We start from the raw sequence: 21,915 nt of genomic DNA on the forward strand, positions 1-21,915 counted from the left end.
AGAAAATAAAGGTTACTGCCTGTATTAGTTAATTTATTTTGATAAACTCAACACCAATTCTTTAAAAAGGGTGAGTTTAAGTTGTAAAAGCAAGCCGCCTTTGAGCGGATCCTTGATCAGCTTGTTAGCCCTAAACTTGATTTAGAGAGTTTATACAAATCAACGACTAGTACAGGCTTTTTTTTTACATAAAAACTAACTAATGGATACACTAACTATAGCGATCACTATTATTTCACTTGTCCTGGGACTGGCAATTGGATTTGGACTGGCAAAGTACCTGGAGAAGAAGAACGCTTCTAAAATTATTCAAAGAGCTAAAAAATCGGCAGCCGGGATTTTAAAAGAAGCCAAACAGGAAGCTGAAGGGATCAAGAAAGACAAGATCCTACAGGCTAAAGAAAAATTCATCGAATTAAAGTCCGAACACGAAAAGGTTATTCTTTCGAGGGACAAGAAAATTGCTGATGCCGAAAAGAGGGTAAGGGATAAAGAATCCCAGGTTTCCAGCGAACTTGCCAGGAATAAAAACCTGAACAAGGATCTGGAAGAAAAGATTGCCGATTATAATCACCGAAACGATGTTCTGGAGAAAAAGCAGGAAGAAGTAGATAAACTTCATTCCAGCAAAGTTCAGCAACTGGAGGTTATCTCCGGGCTTTCAGCCGAAGATGCCAGGGCTCAACTTGTAGAGTCATTAAAGGATACTGCCAAAGCCGATGCCATGGGCCTTATTCAGGATACCATTGAGGAGGCTAAACTTACTGCACAGCAGGAGGCGAAAAAGATCATTGTAAACACTATACAGCGCATTGGTACCGAAGAAGCCATAGACAACTGCGTCTCGGTATTTAACCTTGAAAGTGACGATGTAAAAGGACGAATTATTGGTAGGGAAGGTCGAAACATTCGCGCTATTGAAGCTGCGACAGGAGTGGAGATCATTGTAGACGATACCCCGGAAGCAATCATTCTTTCCTGTTTTGATTCAGTAAGAAGGGAGGTAGCCCGCCTGTCGCTCCACAAACTTGTAACCGACGGAAGGATTCACCCGGCACGTATTGAGGAAGTGGTCAAGAAAACTTCCAAACAAATAGAAGAGGAGATCATTGAGGTTGGAAAACGTACTGTGATAGATCTTGGTATACACGGATTACATCCTGAATTGATACGGATTGTAGGGCGAATGAAATACCGTTCTTCTTATGGTCAAAACCTGTTGCAACACTCAAGAGAAGTTGCTAAGTTATGCGGAGTTATGGCTGCTGAGCTTGGTTTAAATGCAAAAATGGCCAAACGTGCAGGATTACTTCATGATATTGGTAAAGTGCCAGATGCAGAGACTGAAGTACCTCACGCAATCCTTGGTATGCAATGGGCTGAAAAATACGGCGAGAAACCCGAAGTTTGCAATGCTATTGGAGCCCACCACGATGAAATTGAAATGACATCTCTATTATCTCCAATCGTACAGGTTTGTGATGCTATAAGCGGAGCCAGACCGGGTGCGAGAAGACAGGTATTGGATTCTTACATTCAAAGGTTAAAAGATCTTGAAGATATCGCTTTTGGTTTTGGCGGAGTGAAAAAAGCCTATGCAATACAGGCAGGAAGAGAATTGAGGGTGATCGTGGAAAGCGAAAAAGTGAGCGATGAAAAAGCCTCCAATCTTTCTTTTGAGATCTCTCAAAAGATCCAGACAGACATGACCTATCCGGGGCAGGTAAAAATTACCGTAATACGCGAAACCCGTGCAGTAAATATAGCCAAGTAATAAAGAGAAAATCATATTTTAAAAAACTCCCGGTTCTTAAAAGAGTCGGGAGTTTTTTTTTATTGATAACAGTAATCTTTTTGTAACTTAAGACTACAATCAAAAGCCGTTATGAAAAAGAAAAACATCTTAAAATTCCTTTTTCTGGTAATTCTGCTTTATCCCCTATTCACACTGTTTGGTACTGTTGGAAATTTAGGAGATGTTGGACTACAGGAGGCTCATGAGTCGGTATTAAATTACCAAATCAGCATCTGGGTGAGCTGGCTTGTACTGGTTGTGGCTTCGGTGTATTTTAAATGGACCAAACAGAAGAATTTCTTTTTCTTCTTTACCTATGCTTTTTTGGTAGTGGCTTTTGGATTTCTTGGATATTTGGGTCAAAAATTAGTGACCCAATATGACCTACCTAACAAATTTAGGGACGGTTATTCTTTTGGGGTACTGCATGCTTTGCAGCACATTATGAGCTCTGTGGTGCTCACTGCCTTTTTGCAGGCCGCCGTATGGTGGTTTACCCGAAGGTGGCATAGGCGTTAGTTATGAGTTAAGAGTTCGGAAAATTGTCAAAAATGGCATTTTTCAAAGCTCTTTTGAATGAGTTATTCTTCCGCCATTTCTAATAATATCTTCTCTAATTTTATCAAATTCTTCCGGAAGAAGGGGCACGGCTGCGTCTTCGATGAGCGTCGCTTTAAAACCTGCTTTAAGGGCATCAAGTAAGCTGAAATAAACACAAATATCTGCAGCAAGTCCGCAAAAATAGAGTTCAACAGCTCCTCTTTCCTTTAAATATCCGCCAAGGCCAGTGATCTTCTTGTGGCCGTTATCAAAAAAGCCACTGTAGCTGTCTATTTCAGGATCCATTCCTTTTCTAAAAATGGCTTCTATGGGTTTTGTTTCCAGGTTGGGATGAAAATTGGCTCCTTTTGTCCCCTGCACACAGTGCACCGGCCAAAGCTTTTGTTCCAGTCCATTAAGGTCAATTACCTCAAACTCGTTTTTTCCGGGATGATTTACGGCAAAGCTTTTATGCTCTTTTGGATGCCAGTCCTGGGTGGCCACTACGAGTTCAAATTTCGGAAGAATTTGATTGATCACCGGGATAATCCTGTCTCCGCCTTTAACTTCAAGTGCACCGCCCGGCATAAAATCTATTTGGGCATCTACTATGATGAGTGTTTTCATGATCTCTTATTTTTGTGTTCTTCAATCAGGGAATTTCTTTCATCCTTGAGTTTTCCGCTTATACCTACTTTGTAGATATGCGGATTAAAGAACCTCTTGTATTCCGTAGGAAGTTGTTCCAGTCTCTTTTTGCTGAATTCTTTTATTTCTTTGATGCTGGTCTCTTGGTGAACCCTTTTTTGATCTTCCATGACCAGGATCAAAAGTTCTTCTTTTTCCACATCACCAACAAACCTGAATTTTAAAGGATCGTAGGGGTGGTACATCATTTCAGGATTTCCTTCACCTTCCATACAAACCACGTCTGAACCCAAAAAGTTACCTGAGTCATCAAGTAGTCTATACACCTGCTTGCGATGTGGCAGGGTTACTTTAGCAATAGTTTCCGAAAGTTTGATCCTGGGTTTGTTCTTAAAAAAAGATAGTTTATAGACGCCATCAAGAGCGCCATCGGGCTTTCCTGTAACCAGGTTTGTTCCCACCCCAAAAATATCTATAGGAGCTTCCTGGTCGAGCAAACTCTTGATAAGATGTTCGTCCAGCTGATTGGAAACTGATATTTTTACATAATTCAGCCCCGCCTTGTCTAGCATTGCACGTGATTTTCTTGCTAAATAGGCAAGGTCGCCGCTATCCAGCCTAATTCCCTTAAGCTTTTCTCCACGGCTTTCCATCTCTTTGCCAACCTGTATGGCATTAGGTATTCCGCTCTTCAAGGTATCGTAAGTATCTACCAGTAAAATTGTATTCTTCGGATGAACTTCAGCAAAATCTCTAAACGCATCGAGCTCGTTCTCATAACTCTGAATAAAGGAATGCGCCATGGTTCCTGAAACCGGAAAGTGAAAATCCCTTCCTGCACGGGTATTACTTGTAGCTTCAAAGCCGCCGATAATAGCTGCCCTGCTCGCATGATAGCCTCCAAACCCCTGTGCTCTTCTAAGTCCGAAATCTATCAACGTACTGCCTTTAGCCTGAATAGCCATTCTTGCTGCTTTTGTAGCTATGAGCGTCTGGAAATTCAGCACATTCAAAAGTAGGGTTTCAATGATCTGGGCTTCAATAATATTTGCTTCTACCCTCACCACGGGAGCACCCGGAAATACCACCTCTCCTTCTTTCATGCTGAAGATCTTTCCGCGGAAGCGAAAGTCTTTGAGATAGTCGAGGTATTCTTTAGAGAAGTTTTGAGTGCTGAGAAACTCGAGGTCTTTATCTGAAAATTTAAAATCCTGAAGGTAATCCAGTAAAGTTTCTAGCCCCGCGAATATTGCAAAGCCCCCTTCAAAAGGTAATTTCCTGAAAAAATAATCAAAAATGGCAGTCTCTTCTGCTTCTCCTTTGCTGAAGTATACCTGTCCCATTGTGAGCTGGTACTGATCTGTGTAAGTACCGCTTATATCTATCATGCCAGATGCTTTAAATTTATATTCTGTTTAGAATGATTAGAGTTCTTGCTGTGCTTCGAGGTACTGGTCTTGCTTGTGCCAGTCAAACCTGTAAGAAACACCGGCAGCAACCTGCCATCTCGAAGGCGTGTCTTTAAAATTGATAAGTCCCGAGATATCTGCCTGGAAGTTTTTGTGAAATAGGTAGGCAAAACCGCCACGAACAATCTCATCGCTGTAGATATCGCTAATCAAAGTCTGAAATTCTCCAAACACTGCAAATTTCTTTGAGAAAGAGTGGGTGAGCGTACCTATACCCGAATAGGTAGGAGAATCATCTCCAATCCTGTCGGCAATAATATTAAGAACCAGTACCCAGGGACCCCAGTTGTTTTGAGTAATTACGGCCGCACGAGGTGAGAATTTAGACTGCCCCTCATAGAGAAACGGGTTATCACCAAATGAAAAATTGGCGCCGGCGTACAAAGATACGGCGGGTACCAATGTACTCCAGTCAAAGCGTTGATTTGCCTTCCAGCTGTAAAGATTGGGTTTCTTCTCTTTTGCATCTTTATTGGGGTCGTATACCAGGTATTTTACTCCTATAGCATTAGCATCGAAATTGGAAATTTCGTAAGCCTCATTGTTGGCTCCAACCACATAATTGGTGGTTTGATTGAGGTAAGACCCCATCAGGTTGATCTCGAGTTCTTCAAAGAGGAACCCAAATCTTATAGCGTAATCTATTCCCCAAAGATCGGTATCCGTCTGCAGCAGCTCATGATTGTCATTTCCTAATTTTGCCCCGGTTTCTACCTGAAGCACCAGGGGCCCTACAGCAAAAGCCCCCTGGGAATTTCCCGGCCTGTTTGAATTAATGGTTTCTGTATATTGAGCAGTGGCATTAAAACTTCCGAAGAAACAAAAGAGAAAAAAAGTCAGGTAGATCCTCATATTAGAGCTGATTGGTGATGATCAAATATAGAGTTTTTCTCATTTTTTTTGGTTGCAGCAATGGTTTTCTTTGAGTAGAATAGTAATTTTACCAAAACTTTTAGAATGCACGAAGCTTCATTGACCGAGGTATTAAGGGTGTTACTTATAGTCCTTCTTGTTTACTTTGGTTTAAAATTATTAATACGCTGGTTTGGCCCCATACTACTTCGTTGGGTCTTAAAGAAGATTGGAAAGAAGTTTGAGCAGCGTTTTAGCCAGTTTGATCCTGGCAGAGGGCAACAACGCCAACAGGGTGAGGTGAGCATTGAAAAAAAACCTAAAAGCACCCCTAAATCAAAGAATGACGTGGGAGAGTATATCGATTATGAAGAAATTGACTAATTTCCGCTCCAAAACTCTCTTCGTATGAATTTTTCCCTAAAGAAAGTACTGCCTCACATTTTTGTTTTCCTGGGGTTTATTATAATTTCTCTTGCCTACTTCTATCCTGTACTTCAGGGGAAGGAAATCTACCAGAGTGATATTGCCCAGTATATAGGGATGTCCCGTCAACAAAATGATTTTAGGGCCGAGACAGGCGAGGAGCCGTACTGGACCGATGCTGCTTTTGGTGGGATGCCCACGTACCAGCTGGGTGCAAATTATCCTCATAACTACATAAAAGAACTCGACAGAACCCTGCGTTTTTTACCCCGCCCGGCCGATTATCTATTTCTGTACTTTCTGGGAATCTATATTTTACTTCTGGTCCTAAAAATTGATTACAGACTGGCCTTTTTGGGAGCACTGGCTTTCGGGTTTTCTACCTATCTCATTATTATACTTGGAGTGGGGCACAACGCAAAAGCTCATGCCATTGCCTATATGCCGTGGGTGATAGGCGGTATTTTGCTGTGCTTCAGGCAAAAATATATTATAGGATTTTTACTGCTGGCCTTCGGAATGGCGCTGGAAATAAGTGCGAATCACTTCCAGATGACTTTTTACCTGCTCTTGCTGGTGATCGTAATAGGTATTGTGTATTTGATCGAAGCTTTCAGAAAAAAGGAATTACCCGAATTCTTTAAGGCACTTGCTGTGATGGTAGTTGCAGTAGTGTTGGCAATAGGCACGAATGCTACCAATCTTTTGGCCACCCAGGAATATGCCGACTTTAGTACTCGTGGAGATACCGGACTTACCATTAACCCCGAAGGTACTCCAGAGAAGTCTAGTGGACTTGATTACAATTATATCACCGAATACAGTTATGGAGTTCTGGAAAGCTTCAATCTTTTCATACCGCGTTTTATGGGAGGTTCGAGCGCAGAGAACCTGGGGACAGATTCTGCTGTTTATTCGCAGTTGCTGCAGTTGGGCGCTAACCCGGTACAGGCGGCACAATTTGCCGAAGCAGCCCCCACTTACTGGGGAGATCAACCTTTTGTGGGTGCCCCGGCCTATGTTGGCGCCACGGTACTTTTTCTGTTTGTATTCGCACTTTTTCTGGTGCGGGGAAAACTGAAATGGTGGGTAGTTGGAGGTTCCCTGTTGGCCCTGATACTCTCATTTGGTAAAAACTATCCTTTTGAATTTATAACCCGCTTCTTTATTGAATATGTGCCGCTTTACAACAAATTCAGGGCGGTGTCTTCAATTCAGGTGATTTTAGAATTGTGTATTCCGGTGCTTGCTATCGCCGGTCTTTCCCGATTGTTCTTTAAAGAAGAAAGTGTGGAAAGAAAGGTTTATTCTATAAAATGGGCCACAATAATTACCGGCGGTATTGCCTTATTGTTCCTGCTGTTTAGGGGAGCTTTCAGTTTTACAGGCGCAAGCGACGGAGTGATAATTCAGCAGCTGGGGCCCGATTTTGTGAGGGCATTAAAGGAAGACCGCAAAGCCGTCTTTACAGCCGACGCCATTAGATCGTTGATATATGTGCTGCTCACCGCTGCTGTACTCTGGTTTTTTATAAAACAAAAGCTTAACCGGAATTTGACATTTTTGGGACTTGGTTTGCTCATTCTTGTTGATTTGGTTGGTGTTGGTAAAAGATACGTTGATAGCGAAGATTTTGTAAGATCAAGTGTGGTGAACAGGCCTTTCCAGACTACTGAAGCCGATAGGGAGATTATGAGGGATGAGAGCCACTACAGGGTTTTTGACCTTACCGGCAGTCCTTTTAATACGGCCCGCACATCATTTTTCCACAATTCTATAGGAGGTTATCATGCCGCGAAGCCGGGCAGGATGCAGGAACTTTATGACTTCTATTTGTCACAAAACAATCTGCAGGTGCTCAATATGCTCAACACCAAATATTTCATTATTCCTACGGAAGAGGGTGCTGTAGCTCAGGCAAATCCTGAAACTAATGGCAATGCATGGTTCATTCAGGAAGTGAAAATGGTAGAGAACGCGAATGAAGCTATTCAGGCGCTTGATGGTATCAACACCAAAAGAGTGGCGGTTGTAGACATTGATTTTGCTGAATTCCTTCCAAAAAAGCAATTTGAAGCCGATAGTACAGCGAGTATTGAATTAGTTTCTTATCAACCGAATGAATTGATTTACCGTGCTTCTTCAGAAAGCGATCGTATGGCGGTTTTTTCTGAAATATATTACCCGCACGGTTGGCAAGCTTATATTGACGGTGAGAAAGTTCCGCATTTTAGAGCAAATTACGTGCTGCGGGCAATGATGGTGCCTGCAGGAGAACACGAGATCACCTTTAGGTTTGAGCCAGAAGTAGTAAAGACGGGAAGTTCAATTGCGTTAGCCAGTTCTATACTTTTAGGGCTCCTGTTAATTGGCGGTCTTTTCTGGAAGGTACGACGTAAGTAATTTGACATTTTAAGCAGGGCTATGAAAAAAGTACTTATAGTTACTTATTACTGGCCCCCGGCCGGTGGCCCCGGGGTGCAGCGGTGGCTTAAATTTGTAAAATATCTTCCTGAAAATGGAATAGAACCTATAGTTTACACCCCCGAAAACCCTCATTACCCTCTGAAAGATACCAGTCTTGAAGCCGAAATTCCTTCAGAAATAAAGGTGCTCAAAAATGCTATTTTTGAGCCCTATGCTGTCGCCGGAATGCTGTCAAAAAAAGATACGGAAAAGATTAGCTCCGGAATTATTCCGAAGGAACAGAAGCAGGGCTTTTTGCAGAAGTTCATGCTGTTCATTCGGGGTAACTTCTTTATTCCAGATGCGCGGAAGTTCTGGATAAAACCTTCAGTAAAATATCTTACGAGCTACCTGAAGGAGCATGAAATTGATACGGTTATTACTACAGGGCCGCCCCACAGTATGCACCTTATTGGCCTTGAGCTTAAAAAAACGCTGGGTGTAAAGTGGCTGGCCGATTTTCGCGATCCCTGGACGCAGATTGGGTACCACAGTAAGTTAAGGTTGCTCCCCTCTTCCCGTAAAAAACATGAGGAACTTGAAAAAGAGGTGCTGCAGAGCGCCGATAAAATTATAACCACCAGTTTTACCACTAAAGCGGAATTTCATTCAAAAACGAACAGGCCTGTTGAAGTAATTACTAACGGATATGATATTGAGAAGGTAGAAAAACTTCCTATGGACGAAAAGTTTAGTATTTCGCATATTGGTTCGTTGCTTTCAGGAAGAAATCCGGAGAATCTATGGCAGGCGATTTCAGAATTAATTGCCGAAAATGAAGATTTTGCAAAAGATTTTCAGCTTAAGCTTGTGGGAGCTGTGGGAGATCAGGTTTTGGAGAGTATTCAAAAATGGCATTTGGAAGAGTGGTTGGTTTTAAAGAATTACGTGTCTCATTCAGAAGCTTTGCAATTGCAGAAAAGTTCGCAGTTGCTCCTGCTAATTGAAATAGATAGTGAGGAAACAAAGGGAATAATTCCGGGGAAATTGTTTGAGTATATGGTGAGTGAACGTCCCATTTTTGCGGTAGGGCCTGTAGATGCCGATATTGAAAAGATCATTAGAGAAACCAATACAGGATCTTATTTTCTGTACCCTCAAAAAGGGGAAATTAAGGCTTACATTTTAGAGAAGTATGAACTCTTCAAAAAAGGCGAATTGAGGTCGTATCCCATAGGTTTGCAGCAGTACAGCAGGAGTGCCCTGGCAAAGAGATTGGCAAATCTAATAAAGCAGTTGTAATGGGAATTATTGTAAGCCAATCGGCTAAAAACCTTGCTACCACTTATGTTGGTTTTGGAATTGGTGCCATCAATACTTTATTTCTCTACACCAATTTTCTTACGCCCGAGTATTATGGGCTTGTAGGTTTTCTATTATCGGCTGCTAACCTTATCTGGCCGTTAATGGCTTTTGGGGTACACAATACCCTGGTGAAGTTTTATACTTTTTACGATTCCAAAGAAGAAAAAGACAGGCTGCTGAGTGTAATCCTGTTTTTGCCGCTGGGAATTTCCCTGATATTGGGATTGATCGGGTACTTCTCATATGACTTGCTACTCGATTATTTTTCAGACGGGGAGGGGCTTGTAAAACCTTATATCTGGCTTATTTTTGTCATTGCCCTGGCGACTTCATATTTTGAGATCTTCTTTTCGTGGGCAAAGGTGGCCTATAAAAGTGTTTTCGGAAATTTCATGAAGGAGGTTTTTCACAGGGGATGTATTTCTCTGCTTCTTCTGACTGTTTACTTCGGATATCTTTCGGTGGAAGAATTTGTTTATGCCGTGGGTGCAGTTTTTGTGTTAAGACTGGTTCTCATGATGTTTTATGCCTTCAATTTGTACTTTCCGAAGCTTGGTTTTTCATTTCCGAAGAATAGAGCTTTTATCCTGAAGTATTCCGCATTAATTCTCATAGCAGGTTCAGTAGCAATGGTTTTACTCGATCTTGATAAAGTGATGATGGAAAGGTTTCTTCCTATTGAAATGGTTGCGGTGTATGGGATTGCGGTTTATATTTCTTCTGTAATCGCTGTTCCTTCACGGGCGATGCACCAAATTACGTATCCAATGACGGCTACGCTGCTCAATAAAAAAGATAAAAAAGGACTGTTAGAGCTCTATGAAAAAAGTTCGCTGAATTTACTGATAATAAGCGGACTTATCTTTTTAGTGATCATTACTAATATTTCCCAGCTTTACGCCCTCATTCCCGACGAATACCAGATAAGCTATGTGATTGTAATTTTGATTAGTGCTGTGAAGCTTTACGATAACCTGCTGGGGAACAACAATAGTATTCTTTTTAATTCAGATTATTACCGCCTGGTGCTGGCTATTGGAGTTTTTCTTGCAGTACTTGCGTTTGTTCTCAATATTTTGCTTATTCCCGTTCTCGGACTTTTAGGAGCGGCGCTGGCGACCTTTTTAGCTTTTGCCTGTTACAATACAGTAAAGTTGATCATTGTGTTCAGGAAATTTAAAATACATCCATTTTCAAAAGAGACAGCTTACAGTCTGCTTCTCATCCTGATTTTTGGATTAGGATTTTACTTCTGGGAATTTTCATGGCACCCGGTGATCAATATAGTGCTTAAATCGGGCATCATCGGAGTATTATACGTCCTGGTGATCTATGTGCTAAAATTATCTCCCGAAATAAACAAGATCATTGAAAAGACCTTGAGACTTCCGCAGAGATAGATTTTAAGGCAGCAGGGGTATTAAAATAAAAATCTCCGGCGCTAATGTAACCGGAGATTTACCAACTAACCAACCAAACTAATTATTTAATCTCTTCCCCGAGAACTTCTGGTCTCTCTTGCAGGAGTTGAGGTTTTTGTGGCGGGATTAACCGTTTCTGCCGACCTTCTTGTTCTGCTCTCTGCCTGTACGCTTCTTTGCGGAAAAGTGTTTATTGAAGTGTTATTTCTATTTGTACTTCGTTGTACACTCCTAACAGAACGATTTTCTGTGCGGCTTTGTCGGGCTTCCTGTTGTTGAACTGCAGGAGTTTCAGTTCTTGAAGTCCTTGTTCTTTGTACTGCTTTTTCCCTTGAAGGTAACATCTGCTGTGAATCCCGGTAATTATTTCTTGCCTGCGGCACAGATACTGGGGCATTTGTAGCAGTAGCATTTTCAATTCTTTCCTGCTTCTGTGCTTCTGTCCTTCTTCCACGCTGATAGGAGGTAACTCTGTCGCCCGGTTTGTAGTAGCTCTTCTGAAAAGAGTTCCTGTCAAAATGATTATTATAATAGTACTTTTTATAGCTGTTGTACTTCATTCTGTAAGGTTCATAATACAGGCGGTAAGGCTGATTGTAAACCACAGAGAAGTTTGTAGGCCTCATGTAGTAATCATGCCATGGCCTATAAACGTAATTTACATTTCTATTGTTTATAAAACCTGAAGTATGACTATACCTGTGGTAAGGATCGTAATGCACAAAGAGGTTCCCAACCCTGTTCACCATTCCAAAGGCATTATACCTTACCTGTACCCGGCCGGCCTGAATAATTCTTCCGTAGTAATCATAATAAACCGGTACATTCTCAATTTGAATTACAGCACCGTAATCGTCGTACTGTACAAAGGGACCGTAGTTATAACCGGAATTATAGCTGTAATTAATATGAGGAGAAACCCTCTGGAAATTTGCCTGTGGATGAAAGAAGAAATCAAACTGCCCATCTGGAAAAACGGCAAATTCAACCCCTCTTTCCACAAAAATGAAAGCTTCTTCATAAGCCCTGCGATCAAAATTTCCCTGTGCTTCAGGAGAGGCATTGGAGGAAGCACCTACAAGCATCATTGTCAATATGAGGTAAATTTTTTTCATGATAAATGGATTTGAGGTTAAGACCTGTGTACTCGTTAAAAAAGTACATTAACTTATATTCAAACTACGTGCCACAAATTAGAAAACCCCGCGAACATTAAGCTCCACGGGGTTTCCAAACTAACCAACCAAAAATTATTAATTACAATCAAATTATGTAAACATTACTCTTGCAATTATTTATTCTGATTCAAAGGCTGTGCCAAGATTCTATATTTGATCTTTTATAGTGTTAAATTCTAAGCTCGAATATATGCTTCTATAATTTTTCTTTGAGAAAAGGAGCCGTATAGGATTTTTTGTTCTTTGCTACTTCTTCAGGGGTTCCTGCAGCAATGAGTTGGCCGCCTGCGTCACCACCTTCAGGTCCCAGATCAATAACATGATCGGCGCATTTTACAAGATCCATATTGTGCTCAATTACAATAACAGAGTGGCCTTTGGCCAGCAGCGCATTAAATGATTTGAGCAGCTTTTGAATATCGTGAAAATGTAAACCTGTGGTGGGTTCATCAAATATGAATAAGGCTTTCTCTTTTGAAGTTCCTTTTACAAGGAAAGAAGCTAATTTGATCCGCTGGGCTTCCCCACCCGAAAGGGTAGAAGAGCTTTGCCCGAGCTGGACGTAACCGAGACCCACATCCTGTAGTGGTTTTAGCTTTGCAGTAATTTTTTCTTCCCCATTTTCAGAGAAAAAAGCAACAGCATCATCAATGGTCATGCTAAGCACGTCATCTATATTCTTTCCGGCGAAGTTAACTTCCAAAACCTCCTTTTTAAAACGCTTGCCATTACAGGTTTCACAAATTAGGTGAACATCGGCCATGAACTGCATTTCAATAGTTACTTCCCCTTCGCCTTTACAGGTTTCACAACGCCCTCCATCTACATTGAACGAAAAATGCTTGGGTTTGTAACCTCGAATATCACTTAGCTTTTGATTGGAGAACAGGTTCCTAATATCGTCATAGGCTTTAATGTAGGTCACGGGGTTGGAGCGTGAGGAACGGCCAATAGGATTCTGATCTACAAATTCAATGGTGGTAACATTTCCAAACTTCCCCTCAATTCGGGTAAACTGTCCGGCTTTTTCTCCATAGCCCCCAATTTCCTTGCGCAGGGCAGGGTAAAGGATCTTTTTGATCAGAGTACTTTTTCCACTTCCTGAAACCCCCGTTACGGCTGTAAAAACACCCAGCGGAAATCTTACATCCAAATTTTTAAGGTTGTTCTCCCTGGCTCCAATAATGTCAACAAAGTATTTATAATCCCGTCTTTTAGAAGGAACTTTGATCTCGAGAACGTTGTTGAGGTATTGTGCGGTGAGAGAATCTGAAGAGAGTATGTCAGCATAGGTCCCGGCAGCTACGACTTCTCCGCCGTTGGTGCCGGCTTCAGGACCAATATCAATAATTTCGTCTGCAGCTTTCATGATATCTTCATCATGTTCTACGACAATTACAGTATTACCAAGATCACGAAGAGATTTAAGAACTTCAATGAGCTTTAACGTATCGCGGGGATGCAATCCAATAGAAGGTTCATCAAGAATATACATAGAACCCACAAGGCTACTGCCGAGGGAAGTGGCGAGGTTAATTCGCTGAGATTCTCCTCCCGAGAGGGTGTTCGATTTTCTGTTTAAAGTCAAATAATTGAGGCCTACTTTTAAAAGAAATCCGAGCCTGTTGTTTATTTCGGTAAGCAGCCTTTTTGCAATGGCGGCATCTGATTCATTTAAATCTAAGTTTGTAAAGAAGTCGGCTAATTTATTGACCGGCATTTCTACCAGTTGGGTAATTGTAGCTCCTCCTACCTTTACATAATTAGCTTCGGGGCGCAGCCTTTTTCCTTTACATACAGAACATTTTGTTTTTCCGCGATAGCGGGAAAGCATTACACGGTTCTGAATTTTGTAAGCCTTGGATTCCAGGAAAGCAAAGAATTGATTTAATCCTTCAAAATACTGGTTCCCATTCCAGATAAGATCTTTTTGCTCCTGGGTGAGTTCAAAATAAGGCTTGTGAATTGGGAAATTGAATTTGTGGCTGTTGTTTACCAATTGATCCCTGTACCAGCTCATGCTGTCACCACGCCACGGAAAAATGGCATTTTCGTACACCGATAAACCGGTATTGGGAATGACAAGGTCTTCGTCAATACCAATCACATCTCCATAACCTTCGCATTTTGGGCAGGCACCATAAGGATTATTGAAGCTGAACAAATGCACGCTAGGCTCCAGAAAGGTCATGCCGTCAAGCTCAAACTTATTACTGAACTGCCTGATCTTACTGTCTGATAAACTTTCAATGAATAATTCCCCTTTCCCTTCAAAAAAGGCAGTTTGAGCAGCATCTCCAAGCCTATTTAAAAAATCTTCATCATCTTTCACCACAATTCTGTCTACTACAAGAAACAGGTCCTTTTCTGCTACTTTTGAAAGGTCAGCTTCATCGATCCGCAGTACATCACCTTTGTACTTTATACGGCTGTATCCCTGTTGTAGCAAAACTTTCAGTTTCTCCTGTGGCGTGCGACTTTGTTCAACATGAACAGGTGCCAAAAGTAGCATTTTTGACCCCTCAGGAAAAGATTGTACATAATTCACTACATCGGTAACAGTGTCTTTTTTCACTTCCTCTCCCGAAACAGGGGAGTAGGTTCTTCCAATTCGGGCAAAAAGGAGTTTCAGGTAATCGTATATTTCCGTAGAAGTTCCAACTGTTGAACGTGGATTGGTGGAATTTACCTTTTGTTCGATTGCAATAGCCGGGGCAATCCCTTTTATAGAGTCTACCTGTGGCTTGTTCAGCCTTCCCAGGAACTGGCGGGCATAAGATGATAAACTTTCAACGTACCGGCGTTGGCCTTCGGCGTACAAGGTATCGAAAGCTAAAGATGATTTTCCCGATCCCGAAAGCCCGGTTAGAACCACCAGCTTATTCCGGGGAATTACTACATTTATATTCTTTAGGTTATGAAGGCGTGCTCCTTTTATTATAATGTTCTCTTTTGGATCTACTCCTGAGATATCTACTTGCATACTTTATTTTGTGTTGTAACAGCAAAGGTACTCAAACTTCAAATTTTTGAGTAAGGTGTGTGGTATAATAACTGTTTCTGTGCTAACATGTTAAAAACATTAACCTTTTATTTGCATTAGTGAATTTTTTCCTTTTATATTTGCTGATATAATCTAAAATCATTTTTGCCTATTGCATAAAGTTACTTTGAACTTGTAATAACTAACCCCCAGGCCACCCCAACAGCCTGCAAAAGTAACTCTTATGGATAACGCCGAGGCAAATGATGCTGTGCTCGTAAAGAGCTATATGGAAGGAGACGAGCAGTCACTTTCTATTCTTATCAACCGTCATCAACAACGAATTTACAGTTTTATCTTTTCAAAGGTCTTTGACAAAGATGTTGCTGAAGATATCTTTCAGGATACCTTTATTAAGGTGATCAAAACCCTGAAAAGAGGAAAATACAACGAAGAAGGGAAGTTTCTTCCGTGGGTAATGCGTATTGCGCATAATTTGGTGATAGACCACTTCAGAAAAAATAAAAGGATGCCCAAGTTTGAAAACAGTGGCGACTTTAATATTTTTTCGGTGTTGTGCGATTCAGGTTTAAATGCCGAAAAACAGATCATCAAAGATCAGATTGAGGCAGATGTTCAGGAGTTAATTAAAGAATTGCCTGAAGATCAACTGGAAGTGCTGGTCATGAGGATCTATAAAGACATGAGTTTTAAAGAAATTTCAGAAAGAACCGGCGTAAGTATTAACACGGCATTGGGGAGAATGAGGTATGCTTTGATCAATCTTCGAAAAGTTATTGAAAAGCACAATTTAGTTTTGACTAATTAGCACAATAAGATTAGCGTCTGGCCGTTATTATGTTACAACTTTAAAAGTTCAATAATGGCGAAACTCTACTCTCGAAAAAAATTGCAACCCATGAACCCAAAAAAGGAAACCATAAACTTCCTTTTAAGCTATTCTAAAGCTTTAAGAATAAACACTTACAAGAAGCTGGAATTTGAATCAATTTTAAACTAATTGAACAAAAAAAGATCTGCTAACGGCGGATCTTTTTTTTGTGATATTCTTCCAAAACTGTTTTGCGACCTATGGTTTTGGTAATAATATCCTTTTCCAGATTCCATCCTCTTGCGGGGGAATATTCCCTGCCGTACCAAATGATTTGAAGGTGAAGCTCATTCCATAATTCCTTCGGAAAAAGGCGTTTTGCGTCCTTCTCTGTCTGTACCACATTTTTCCCGTTAGAGAGATTCCATCTGTACATGAGCCGATGAATATGTGTGTCTACAGGAAATGCAGGGATGTTAAATGCCTGAGACATTACCACGCTCGCAGTTTTATGCCCAACGGCAGGAAGCTCTTCGAGTGCATCAATATCTTGTGGAACCTCGCCGTTGTATTTTTCAATAAGAATTTTTGAAAGACCGTAGATGCCTTTAGCTTTCATAGGAGATAAGCCTACAGGTTTTATTATCTCCCTAATCTCTTCTTCGGAAAGTTTTACCATGGCATAAGGATTGTCTGCTCTCGCGAAGAGTAAAGGAGTGATTTGATTGACCCTAACATCTGTACTTTGCGCTGAAAGCAGCACGGCAATCAGCAGGGTGTAAGGATCTTTATGATCTAATGGAATAGGGACGTTTGGGTAAATATCTGCTAAAGTGTCTATGACAAATTGAACTTTTTCCTGCTTGGTCATTAATGTGTAACTTTGAAACAAAAGTACTAATTATGACAACACTTCAACCAGGCGATAAAGCGCCCAATTTTTCAGCCATAGATCAGGAAGGGAAAAAACATACTCTGGAAGATTATAAAGGGAAAAAATTAGTCATCTTCTTTTACCCTAAAGCGAGTACTCCCGGTTGTACTGCCGAGGCTTGCAATTTGAGAGACAATTATGAAGCTTTTCAGGCTAAAGGTTATGAAATTTTAGGAGTAAGTGCCGATTCGCCAAAGCGGCAGCAGAATTTTAAAGAGAAGAATAATCTGCCTTTTCCATTGTTGGCCGATGAAGACAAAGAAGTGATCAATGCCTTTAAAGTATGGGGTCCAAAGAAATTAATGGGAAAAGAATACGACGGAATTCACCGCACCACCTTTGTTATTGATGAGCAGGGTGTAATTGCTGATGTGATTTCAAAAGTAAAGACTAAAGAGCACGCGGGGCAAATCCTTTAAAGGATTAAGTTAAATGGATAAGGAATAATATTATGAATGTTATTCTTTCTTCCAGATCTTCTGAAGGGTGGCAAGAGAATCACAGTTCTCGAAAAGCATTTCCAGTTCTCCTGAATCTGAATCTCCTGTCACCATATAAACTTTACAGGAATCGGGATCTGTATTGCTGCGGCTGAAATCTACATCTCCTTTATGCAGAACTCTGGTAATAGAGGCTGTATCTATTTGCAGCCTCTCAATCTCAGAAATAGCTTCCTGGGAATATGCTCTTTCCTTTATCCTAATATTCTTAAGTACGCGTGCATCGGGGCCGTAAGCGCAGGAAGTTTTTTTTCCGCTAAGAAAAAACGCAAGTATGATCAATCCTATGGCAAAACCTCCCAGGTAATAGCCGAGTCTGTGAATAAATTTCATGGAGAATTAAAAAATAAGCAGGTTGATATCTCTATAAGAAAGATCAAACCATTCAGCAATAGATTTGTTGGTTAAAATTCCGTGGTAAAAGTACAAACCATTTCGCAGACCTCTGTCAAATCTTAATGTATTTTCAAGGCCGCCCTGTTCTGCGATGTGTAGTAGATAGGGTGTGAAAATGTTGCTTATAGAAAGGGAAGCAGTTCTGGCATATCGGGACGGGATGTTAGGGACGCAATAATGAACCACTCCGTTCTTAACAAACGTGGGCTTATCGTGTGTGGTAATCTCACTGGTCTCAAAGCAACCTCCCATATCTATACTCACATCTATAACCACAGCACCTTTCTTCATGTGTTCTACCATGGTCTCGGTAACGAGAATAGGGGAGCGGTTTTTCCCCCGAACGGCACCTATCACCACATCACTTCTTTTTAAAGCTTTGATGAGATTCTTTGGCTGAATTGTGGATGTATGCAACGGCCTTCCAAGATTGGCCTGCACTGCCCTTAACCTGGTAAGGGAATTATCAAAAATCTTGACATTTGCACCCAGGCCAAGTGCAGAACGGGCAGCAAATTCACCTACTGTACCGGCACCAAGAATGGTGACTTCAATGGGTGGAACTCCGCTAATGTTTCCAAACATGAGTCCGTTCCCGGCAGGATTATTGCTCATAATCTCAGAGGCAATAAGTATAGAAGCTGTACCGGCAATCTCACTAAGAGCTCTAACCGCCGGGTAGGAACCATCGTCATCTTTTATAAATTCAAAAGCAAGCGCTGTAATTCTCTTGGATGCCAGCTTTTGAAAATAGGCTTTCTTTTGTGTTTTAAGCTGAAGAGCTGATATAATGGTGGTCTGCGGATTCACCATATCAAGTTCCTCGAGGGTAGGAGGTTCTACCTTAAGGATCATGGGGCAGGAAAAGACCTTTCTGGTATCTTTAGTGATTTCGGCTCCTGCCTCAGAATAATCTTTGTCACTGAATTTGGCGCCTTCCCCGGCATTCGATTCTATAAGTACTCGATGGCCATGTGCTGTCATGGCAGCTACAGCGTCGGGACTAAGGCAAACCCTCTTTTCCTGATAAGCGTTTTCTTTAGGGATACCAATAAATAACTGGCCTTTATGTTTATAGACTTCCAGGGTTTCTTCCTGCGGAATTAATTGTTCCCTGGTAAAGGGAGATAGCTGCTCTGTCATAATCTGTTGATCACAAAGATAAAATTACGACATTTTTATGGAGTGAAAGAATTAGAGTTTAACGTAGTACTCTTCCTGAATGTCACCATTGTTTCCTGTACCTTCTCTAAAATCTTTTATTTCTTTGTATTCTTTATCTGAAAAAGGGGAGAAGGGGGAGATATTTTCACGTTCAATTTCGGAGAGATCTATACCGTAAATACGATCAAAAATCTTTATTCTAATTAAATACACAATTGAAAAAATAATAATAAAAAAGGGAGCCAAAAAAATGAGATCGTCGCTATCTAAAGCAATTACATCCATATATTGATCCTCATAAAATGCCGAGAACAATTGATAAGCGTACATAACCAAAGGAATCAAGATAACATGATACCACCAGTGTTTACAGGTAAAAAACCAAATCAATAGAAGGAGGAGTGGTACTAATTTGTTGAGGTATGTCCAAATTGCGACATTAACACTTTGATAATATTTACTTTCGTAGGTAAAAAAAGAATTTTCCCAAACGGATCCGCTTGGGAAAATTTCATATAAATAAAATAAATATGGAGAAAAACCTATAAAAAGTGCGATTAGACTACCCGTTAGTAGGAATTTTGATGAGCCTGCGATCGACAGCGGTTTTTTTGATTTCATTTTTATGGTCGTTATCTGTGTTAGAAGTTACAAATAAAGTTGCTCCAAAGATAGATACGGCTAAGAAAAGGGCTTTAATTTTCATAATATAATTTTTTAAGGTTGTGTATGTTTCGATTTGTTGATACAAACCTATAAAAAACTAACCCGCTAATAATTAGTGCATTATTCGTACTTTTGCCGCCTTTTTAGAGAAATTATTTTTAAACTTTTAAAATATCATATTTCAATTAATACAGTTAAAATAATTATTAATTCGGTTAATGACCCTGAGATTATATATATATGTTAATAAAATGAAAAATATGAAAGAAAATTCGCACAGCAGATTCATTGTTGGCTATTAAAAATCTGACGCTAAATTAACAAAACTTTAACTTTCTTAATTCATTTTCCAGTATCAAAATTTCCACTTTTTGATCCCCTTCTTCAATAAAATTTTGAATTTTTTGAGGCCATTCTATAAAATTCCAGTTGTCAGATTCAAGATATTCTTCAAAACCCATATCCCAGACTTCAGATTCATCGTTGATTCTGTAAAAATCAAAGTGATTCACAGTTCCATTTTCAGTTTCGTAAACGTTTACAAGGGAAAAAGTTGGGCTACTGCCAGTATCCACGGCACCTAAGGCCTTTAAGAGGGCCTTTATTAAAGTTGTTTTACCCGCTCCCATTTCTCCGTAGAACAATAGGGTTTTGCTTCCAGATCTTTCCAGAAGTTTCCGGGCAACAGTATCAATTTCAGATAGAAGGTAGGTTACTTCCATTCAAAAGTATTATGATTTGGGACTGTAAAGATAGTTAAAATCTTGTTATCTAGGAGATAAGACGCTAAAAGGGATAATCATTTCTTCCATAGATACTCCTCCGTGCTGAAAAGTATTTCTATAGTAGCTAACATAATGATTGTAATTATTTGGGTATGCAAAGAAGAGATCTCCTTTTGCAAAAATAAAGGAACTGCTCATATTAATAGCAGGTAAGTGAATTGTTTTTGGGTTAGGTGCCGCCAAAACGTCTTTTTCCTCGTAGGTGAGGCTCTTTCCGGTTTTGTAACGCAGGTTAAGACTGGTCTGTTTATCACCTATCACTTTTGAGGGATTCTTTACATTAATAGTTCCGTGATCTGTAGTCACTATAAGTTTGAATCCGAGGTTTTGAGCTTGCTGGATAATCTCGAGCAGCGGGGAATTCTTAAACCAGCTTTGGGTAAGGGACCGGTAAGACTTATTAGTAGATGCCAGTTCTTTGATTACTTCCATTTCTGTCTTTGAGTGAGAAAGCATGTCAACAAAGTTGTAGACCACTACAGTAAGATCATTTTCTTTTTGGCTCTTAAAGTTTTCAACCAGTTTTTTACCGGCTTTGAGACTACTTATCTTGTGATACTCGTGTTTAATATCGCTACCCAGTCTCTTTAGCTGTGCCTGTAAAAATTCGGCTTCATGAAGATTTTTTCCGCCTTCGTCTGTGTCATTCTTCCATAAGTTGGGGTGGAGCTTTTCCATATCACTTGGCATAAGTCCCGAGAAAATAGCATTTCTGGCGTATTGCGTTGCTGTAGGGAGGATACTGTAAAAGGGGATTTCGAGCTCCTTCTTATAGTAGTTGTTCACCACCGGTTCAAATGCCCGCCATTGATCATACCTTAAATTATCTATTACCACCAGCAGCGTAGGCTGTTCTTTACTTAATTCGGGAAGTATCTTTTCCCTGAACAAAGTATGTGACATGGTGGGGGCATCGGCATTCTTCTTAAACCATGCAGGATAATTCTTATCTATGAATTTGCAAAACTGTGAATTTGCTTCCGTTTTTTGGGATTCGAGGATCTCAAACATCCCCGTGTCTTCGATGTTTTCGAGTTCCAGTTCCCAGTAAATAAGCTTTTGATAAAGTTCGGCCCATCCTTCAAAAGAATTGATCATGGCCATATCCATCGCGATCTTTCTAAATTCCTGCTGATAGCTCGATGTGGTTTTTTCAGAAATAAGCCGGGAATGATCAAGGTTCTTTTTAATACTCAAAAGAATTTGATTGGGATTCACAGGTTTAATGAGGTAATCTGCTATTTTTGACCCTATAGCTTCCTCCATTATATATTCTTCTTCGCTTTTGGTGATCATTACCACCGGCACGTTTGCCTGTTTTTCCTTGATTTCTGAAAGCGTTTCCAGTCCAGATAAGCCTGGCATGTTCTCATCCAGAAAAACTATATCAAAATTCTCCTTTTCTATTTCTTCTAAAGCTTCGGTCCCGCTTTGGCAGGTGTAGACTTTATAATTTTTACTTTCAAGGAATAGAATGTGAGGCTTAAGCAGGTCGATCTCGTCGTCTACCCATAATATTTTGATATCGTTCATATATGTATCTTTGTTGAGATTA

General features: G+C 40.4%; 19 protein-coding genes and 1 other RNA gene. 9 read left to right on the forward strand and 11 right to left on the reverse strand.

The annotated features are described in order from the left end of the window. The first annotated feature begins 45 nt into the window (after positions 1-45). The 3 genes from ssrS (at position 46) to V5739_RS15095 (ending at position 2,314) form a co-directional block, all read left to right on the forward strand. Positions 46-152: non-coding RNA, 6S RNA (gene ssrS / locus V5739_RS15085), on the forward strand. A 50-nt stretch (positions 153-202) separates the two neighbouring features. Then, positions 203-1,774 carry a ribonuclease Y gene (rny, locus tag V5739_RS15090; protein WP_423818850.1) on the forward strand — a complete coding sequence of 524 codons (1,572 nt, stop codon included), beginning with the start codon at positions 203-205 and terminating at the stop codon, positions 1,772-1,774. A gap of 111 nt (positions 1,775-1,885) precedes the next feature. Further along, on the forward strand, positions 1,886-2,314 hold the full coding sequence (locus V5739_RS15095; RefSeq protein WP_423818851.1) for a hypothetical protein: 429 nt from the start codon (positions 1,886-1,888) through the stop codon (positions 2,312-2,314). Between the two features lie 42 nt (positions 2,315-2,356). Here the strand turns inward: V5739_RS15095 and pncA are convergent, their stop codons facing one another. From pncA to V5739_RS15110, 3 genes are read right to left on the reverse strand one after another with little or no spacing between them, the layout of a single operon-like run. Further along, entirely contained in the window at positions 2,357-2,962 is a 606-nt protein-coding gene (gene pncA, locus V5739_RS15100; protein WP_423818852.1) for a bifunctional nicotinamidase/pyrazinamidase, read from the reverse strand. Further along, complete coding sequence (locus tag V5739_RS15105) at positions 2,959-4,371, reverse strand: nicotinate phosphoribosyltransferase (protein ID WP_423818853.1); 1,413 nt, start codon at positions 4,369-4,371, stop codon at positions 2,959-2,961. Before V5739_RS15105 ends, pncA begins: the two co-directional genes overlap by 4 nt. A 36-nt stretch (positions 4,372-4,407) precedes the next feature. After that, positions 4,408-5,304 carry a transporter gene (locus V5739_RS15110; protein ID WP_423818854.1) on the reverse strand — a complete coding sequence of 299 codons (897 nt, stop codon included), beginning with the start codon at positions 5,302-5,304 and terminating at the stop codon, positions 4,408-4,410. A gap of 105 nt (positions 5,305-5,409) precedes the next feature. On the opposite strand from V5739_RS15110, the gene V5739_RS15115 reads away from it, so the two are divergent. The 4 genes from V5739_RS15115 to V5739_RS15130 are packed head-to-tail and all read left to right on the forward strand — an operon-like array spanning position 5,410 to position 10,901. Beyond that, a complete protein-coding gene (locus tag V5739_RS15115; protein WP_266068526.1) occupies positions 5,410-5,688 on the forward strand; it encodes a DUF4834 domain-containing protein in 279 nt (92 codons plus the stop codon). A gap of 24 nt (positions 5,689-5,712) precedes the next feature. Continuing rightward, complete coding sequence (locus V5739_RS15120; protein ID WP_423818855.1) at positions 5,713-8,133, forward strand: YfhO family protein; 2,421 nt, start codon at positions 5,713-5,715, stop codon at positions 8,131-8,133. Positions 8,134-8,154: 21 nt separating this feature from the next. Continuing rightward, a complete protein-coding gene (locus tag V5739_RS15125; protein ID WP_423818856.1) occupies positions 8,155-9,438 on the forward strand; it encodes a glycosyltransferase in 1,284 nt (427 codons plus the stop codon). After that, positions 9,438-10,901 carry a lipopolysaccharide biosynthesis protein gene (locus tag V5739_RS15130; protein WP_423818857.1) on the forward strand — a complete coding sequence of 488 codons (1,464 nt, stop codon included), beginning with the start codon at positions 9,438-9,440 and terminating at the stop codon, positions 10,899-10,901. Before V5739_RS15125 ends, V5739_RS15130 begins: the two co-directional genes overlap by 1 nt. An 86-nt stretch (positions 10,902-10,987) precedes the next feature. Here V5739_RS15130 and V5739_RS15135 read toward each other — a convergent pair whose 3' ends face one another. Together V5739_RS15135 and uvrA are read right to left on the reverse strand one after the other, a co-directional pair. After that, positions 10,988-12,037, reverse strand: a complete 1,050-nt coding sequence (locus V5739_RS15135; RefSeq protein WP_423818858.1) for a hypothetical protein — start codon at positions 12,035-12,037, stop codon at positions 10,988-10,990. A gap of 259 nt (positions 12,038-12,296) precedes the next feature. After that, positions 12,297-15,083 (reverse strand): excinuclease ABC subunit UvrA, encoded by a 2,787-nt coding sequence (gene uvrA / locus V5739_RS15140; RefSeq protein ID WP_423818859.1) that lies wholly within the window; start codon positions 15,081-15,083, stop codon positions 12,297-12,299. Between the two features lie 244 nt (positions 15,084-15,327). On the opposite strand from uvrA, the gene V5739_RS15145 reads away from it, so the two are divergent. Next, entirely contained in the window at positions 15,328-15,912 is a 585-nt protein-coding gene (locus tag V5739_RS15145; RefSeq protein ID WP_423818860.1) for an RNA polymerase sigma factor, read from the forward strand. 211 nt (positions 15,913-16,123) lie between these two features. Here V5739_RS15145 and nth read toward each other — a convergent pair whose 3' ends face one another. Beyond that, a complete protein-coding gene (gene nth / locus V5739_RS15150; protein ID WP_423818861.1) occupies positions 16,124-16,786 on the reverse strand; it encodes an endonuclease III in 663 nt (220 codons plus the stop codon). 32 nt (positions 16,787-16,818) lie between these two features. On the opposite strand from nth, the gene bcp reads away from it, so the two are divergent. Then, positions 16,819-17,268, forward strand: coding sequence for a thioredoxin-dependent thiol peroxidase (gene bcp, locus V5739_RS15155; RefSeq protein WP_423818862.1), 450 nt, complete (start codon positions 16,819-16,821; stop codon positions 17,266-17,268). Between the two features lie 39 nt (positions 17,269-17,307). Here bcp and V5739_RS15160 read toward each other — a convergent pair whose 3' ends face one another. From V5739_RS15160 to V5739_RS15180, 5 genes are all read right to left on the reverse strand, one after another. Then, positions 17,308-17,682 carry a hypothetical protein gene (locus tag V5739_RS15160; protein WP_423818863.1) on the reverse strand — a complete coding sequence of 125 codons (375 nt, stop codon included), beginning with the start codon at positions 17,680-17,682 and terminating at the stop codon, positions 17,308-17,310. Between the two features lie 6 nt (positions 17,683-17,688). After that, the gene (locus V5739_RS15165; RefSeq protein ID WP_266068540.1) at positions 17,689-18,888 is read right to left on the reverse strand and encodes an alanine dehydrogenase; all 1,200 of its coding nucleotides are present in this window, start codon (positions 18,886-18,888) and stop codon (positions 17,689-17,691) included. A gap of 51 nt (positions 18,889-18,939) precedes the next feature. After that, the gene (locus V5739_RS15170) at positions 18,940-19,530 is read right to left on the reverse strand and encodes a hypothetical protein (protein ID WP_423818864.1); all 591 of its coding nucleotides are present in this window, start codon (positions 19,528-19,530) and stop codon (positions 18,940-18,942) included. 362 nt (positions 19,531-19,892) lie between these two features. Continuing rightward, positions 19,893-20,297, reverse strand: coding sequence for a tRNA (adenosine(37)-N6)-threonylcarbamoyltransferase complex ATPase subunit type 1 TsaE (gene tsaE / locus V5739_RS15175; RefSeq protein WP_423818865.1), 405 nt, complete (start codon positions 20,295-20,297; stop codon positions 19,893-19,895). 45 nt (positions 20,298-20,342) lie between these two features. Further along, complete coding sequence (locus tag V5739_RS15180) at positions 20,343-21,893, reverse strand: response regulator (protein ID WP_423818866.1); 1,551 nt, start codon at positions 21,891-21,893, stop codon at positions 20,343-20,345. Positions 21,894-21,915 lie beyond the last annotated feature (22 nt).

This window comes from Salinimicrobium sp. TIG7-5_MAKvit (assembly GCF_049569215.1).
In the GTDB taxonomy this organism is placed as follows: Bacteria; Bacteroidota; Bacteroidia; order Flavobacteriales; family Flavobacteriaceae; genus Salinimicrobium; species Salinimicrobium profundisediminis.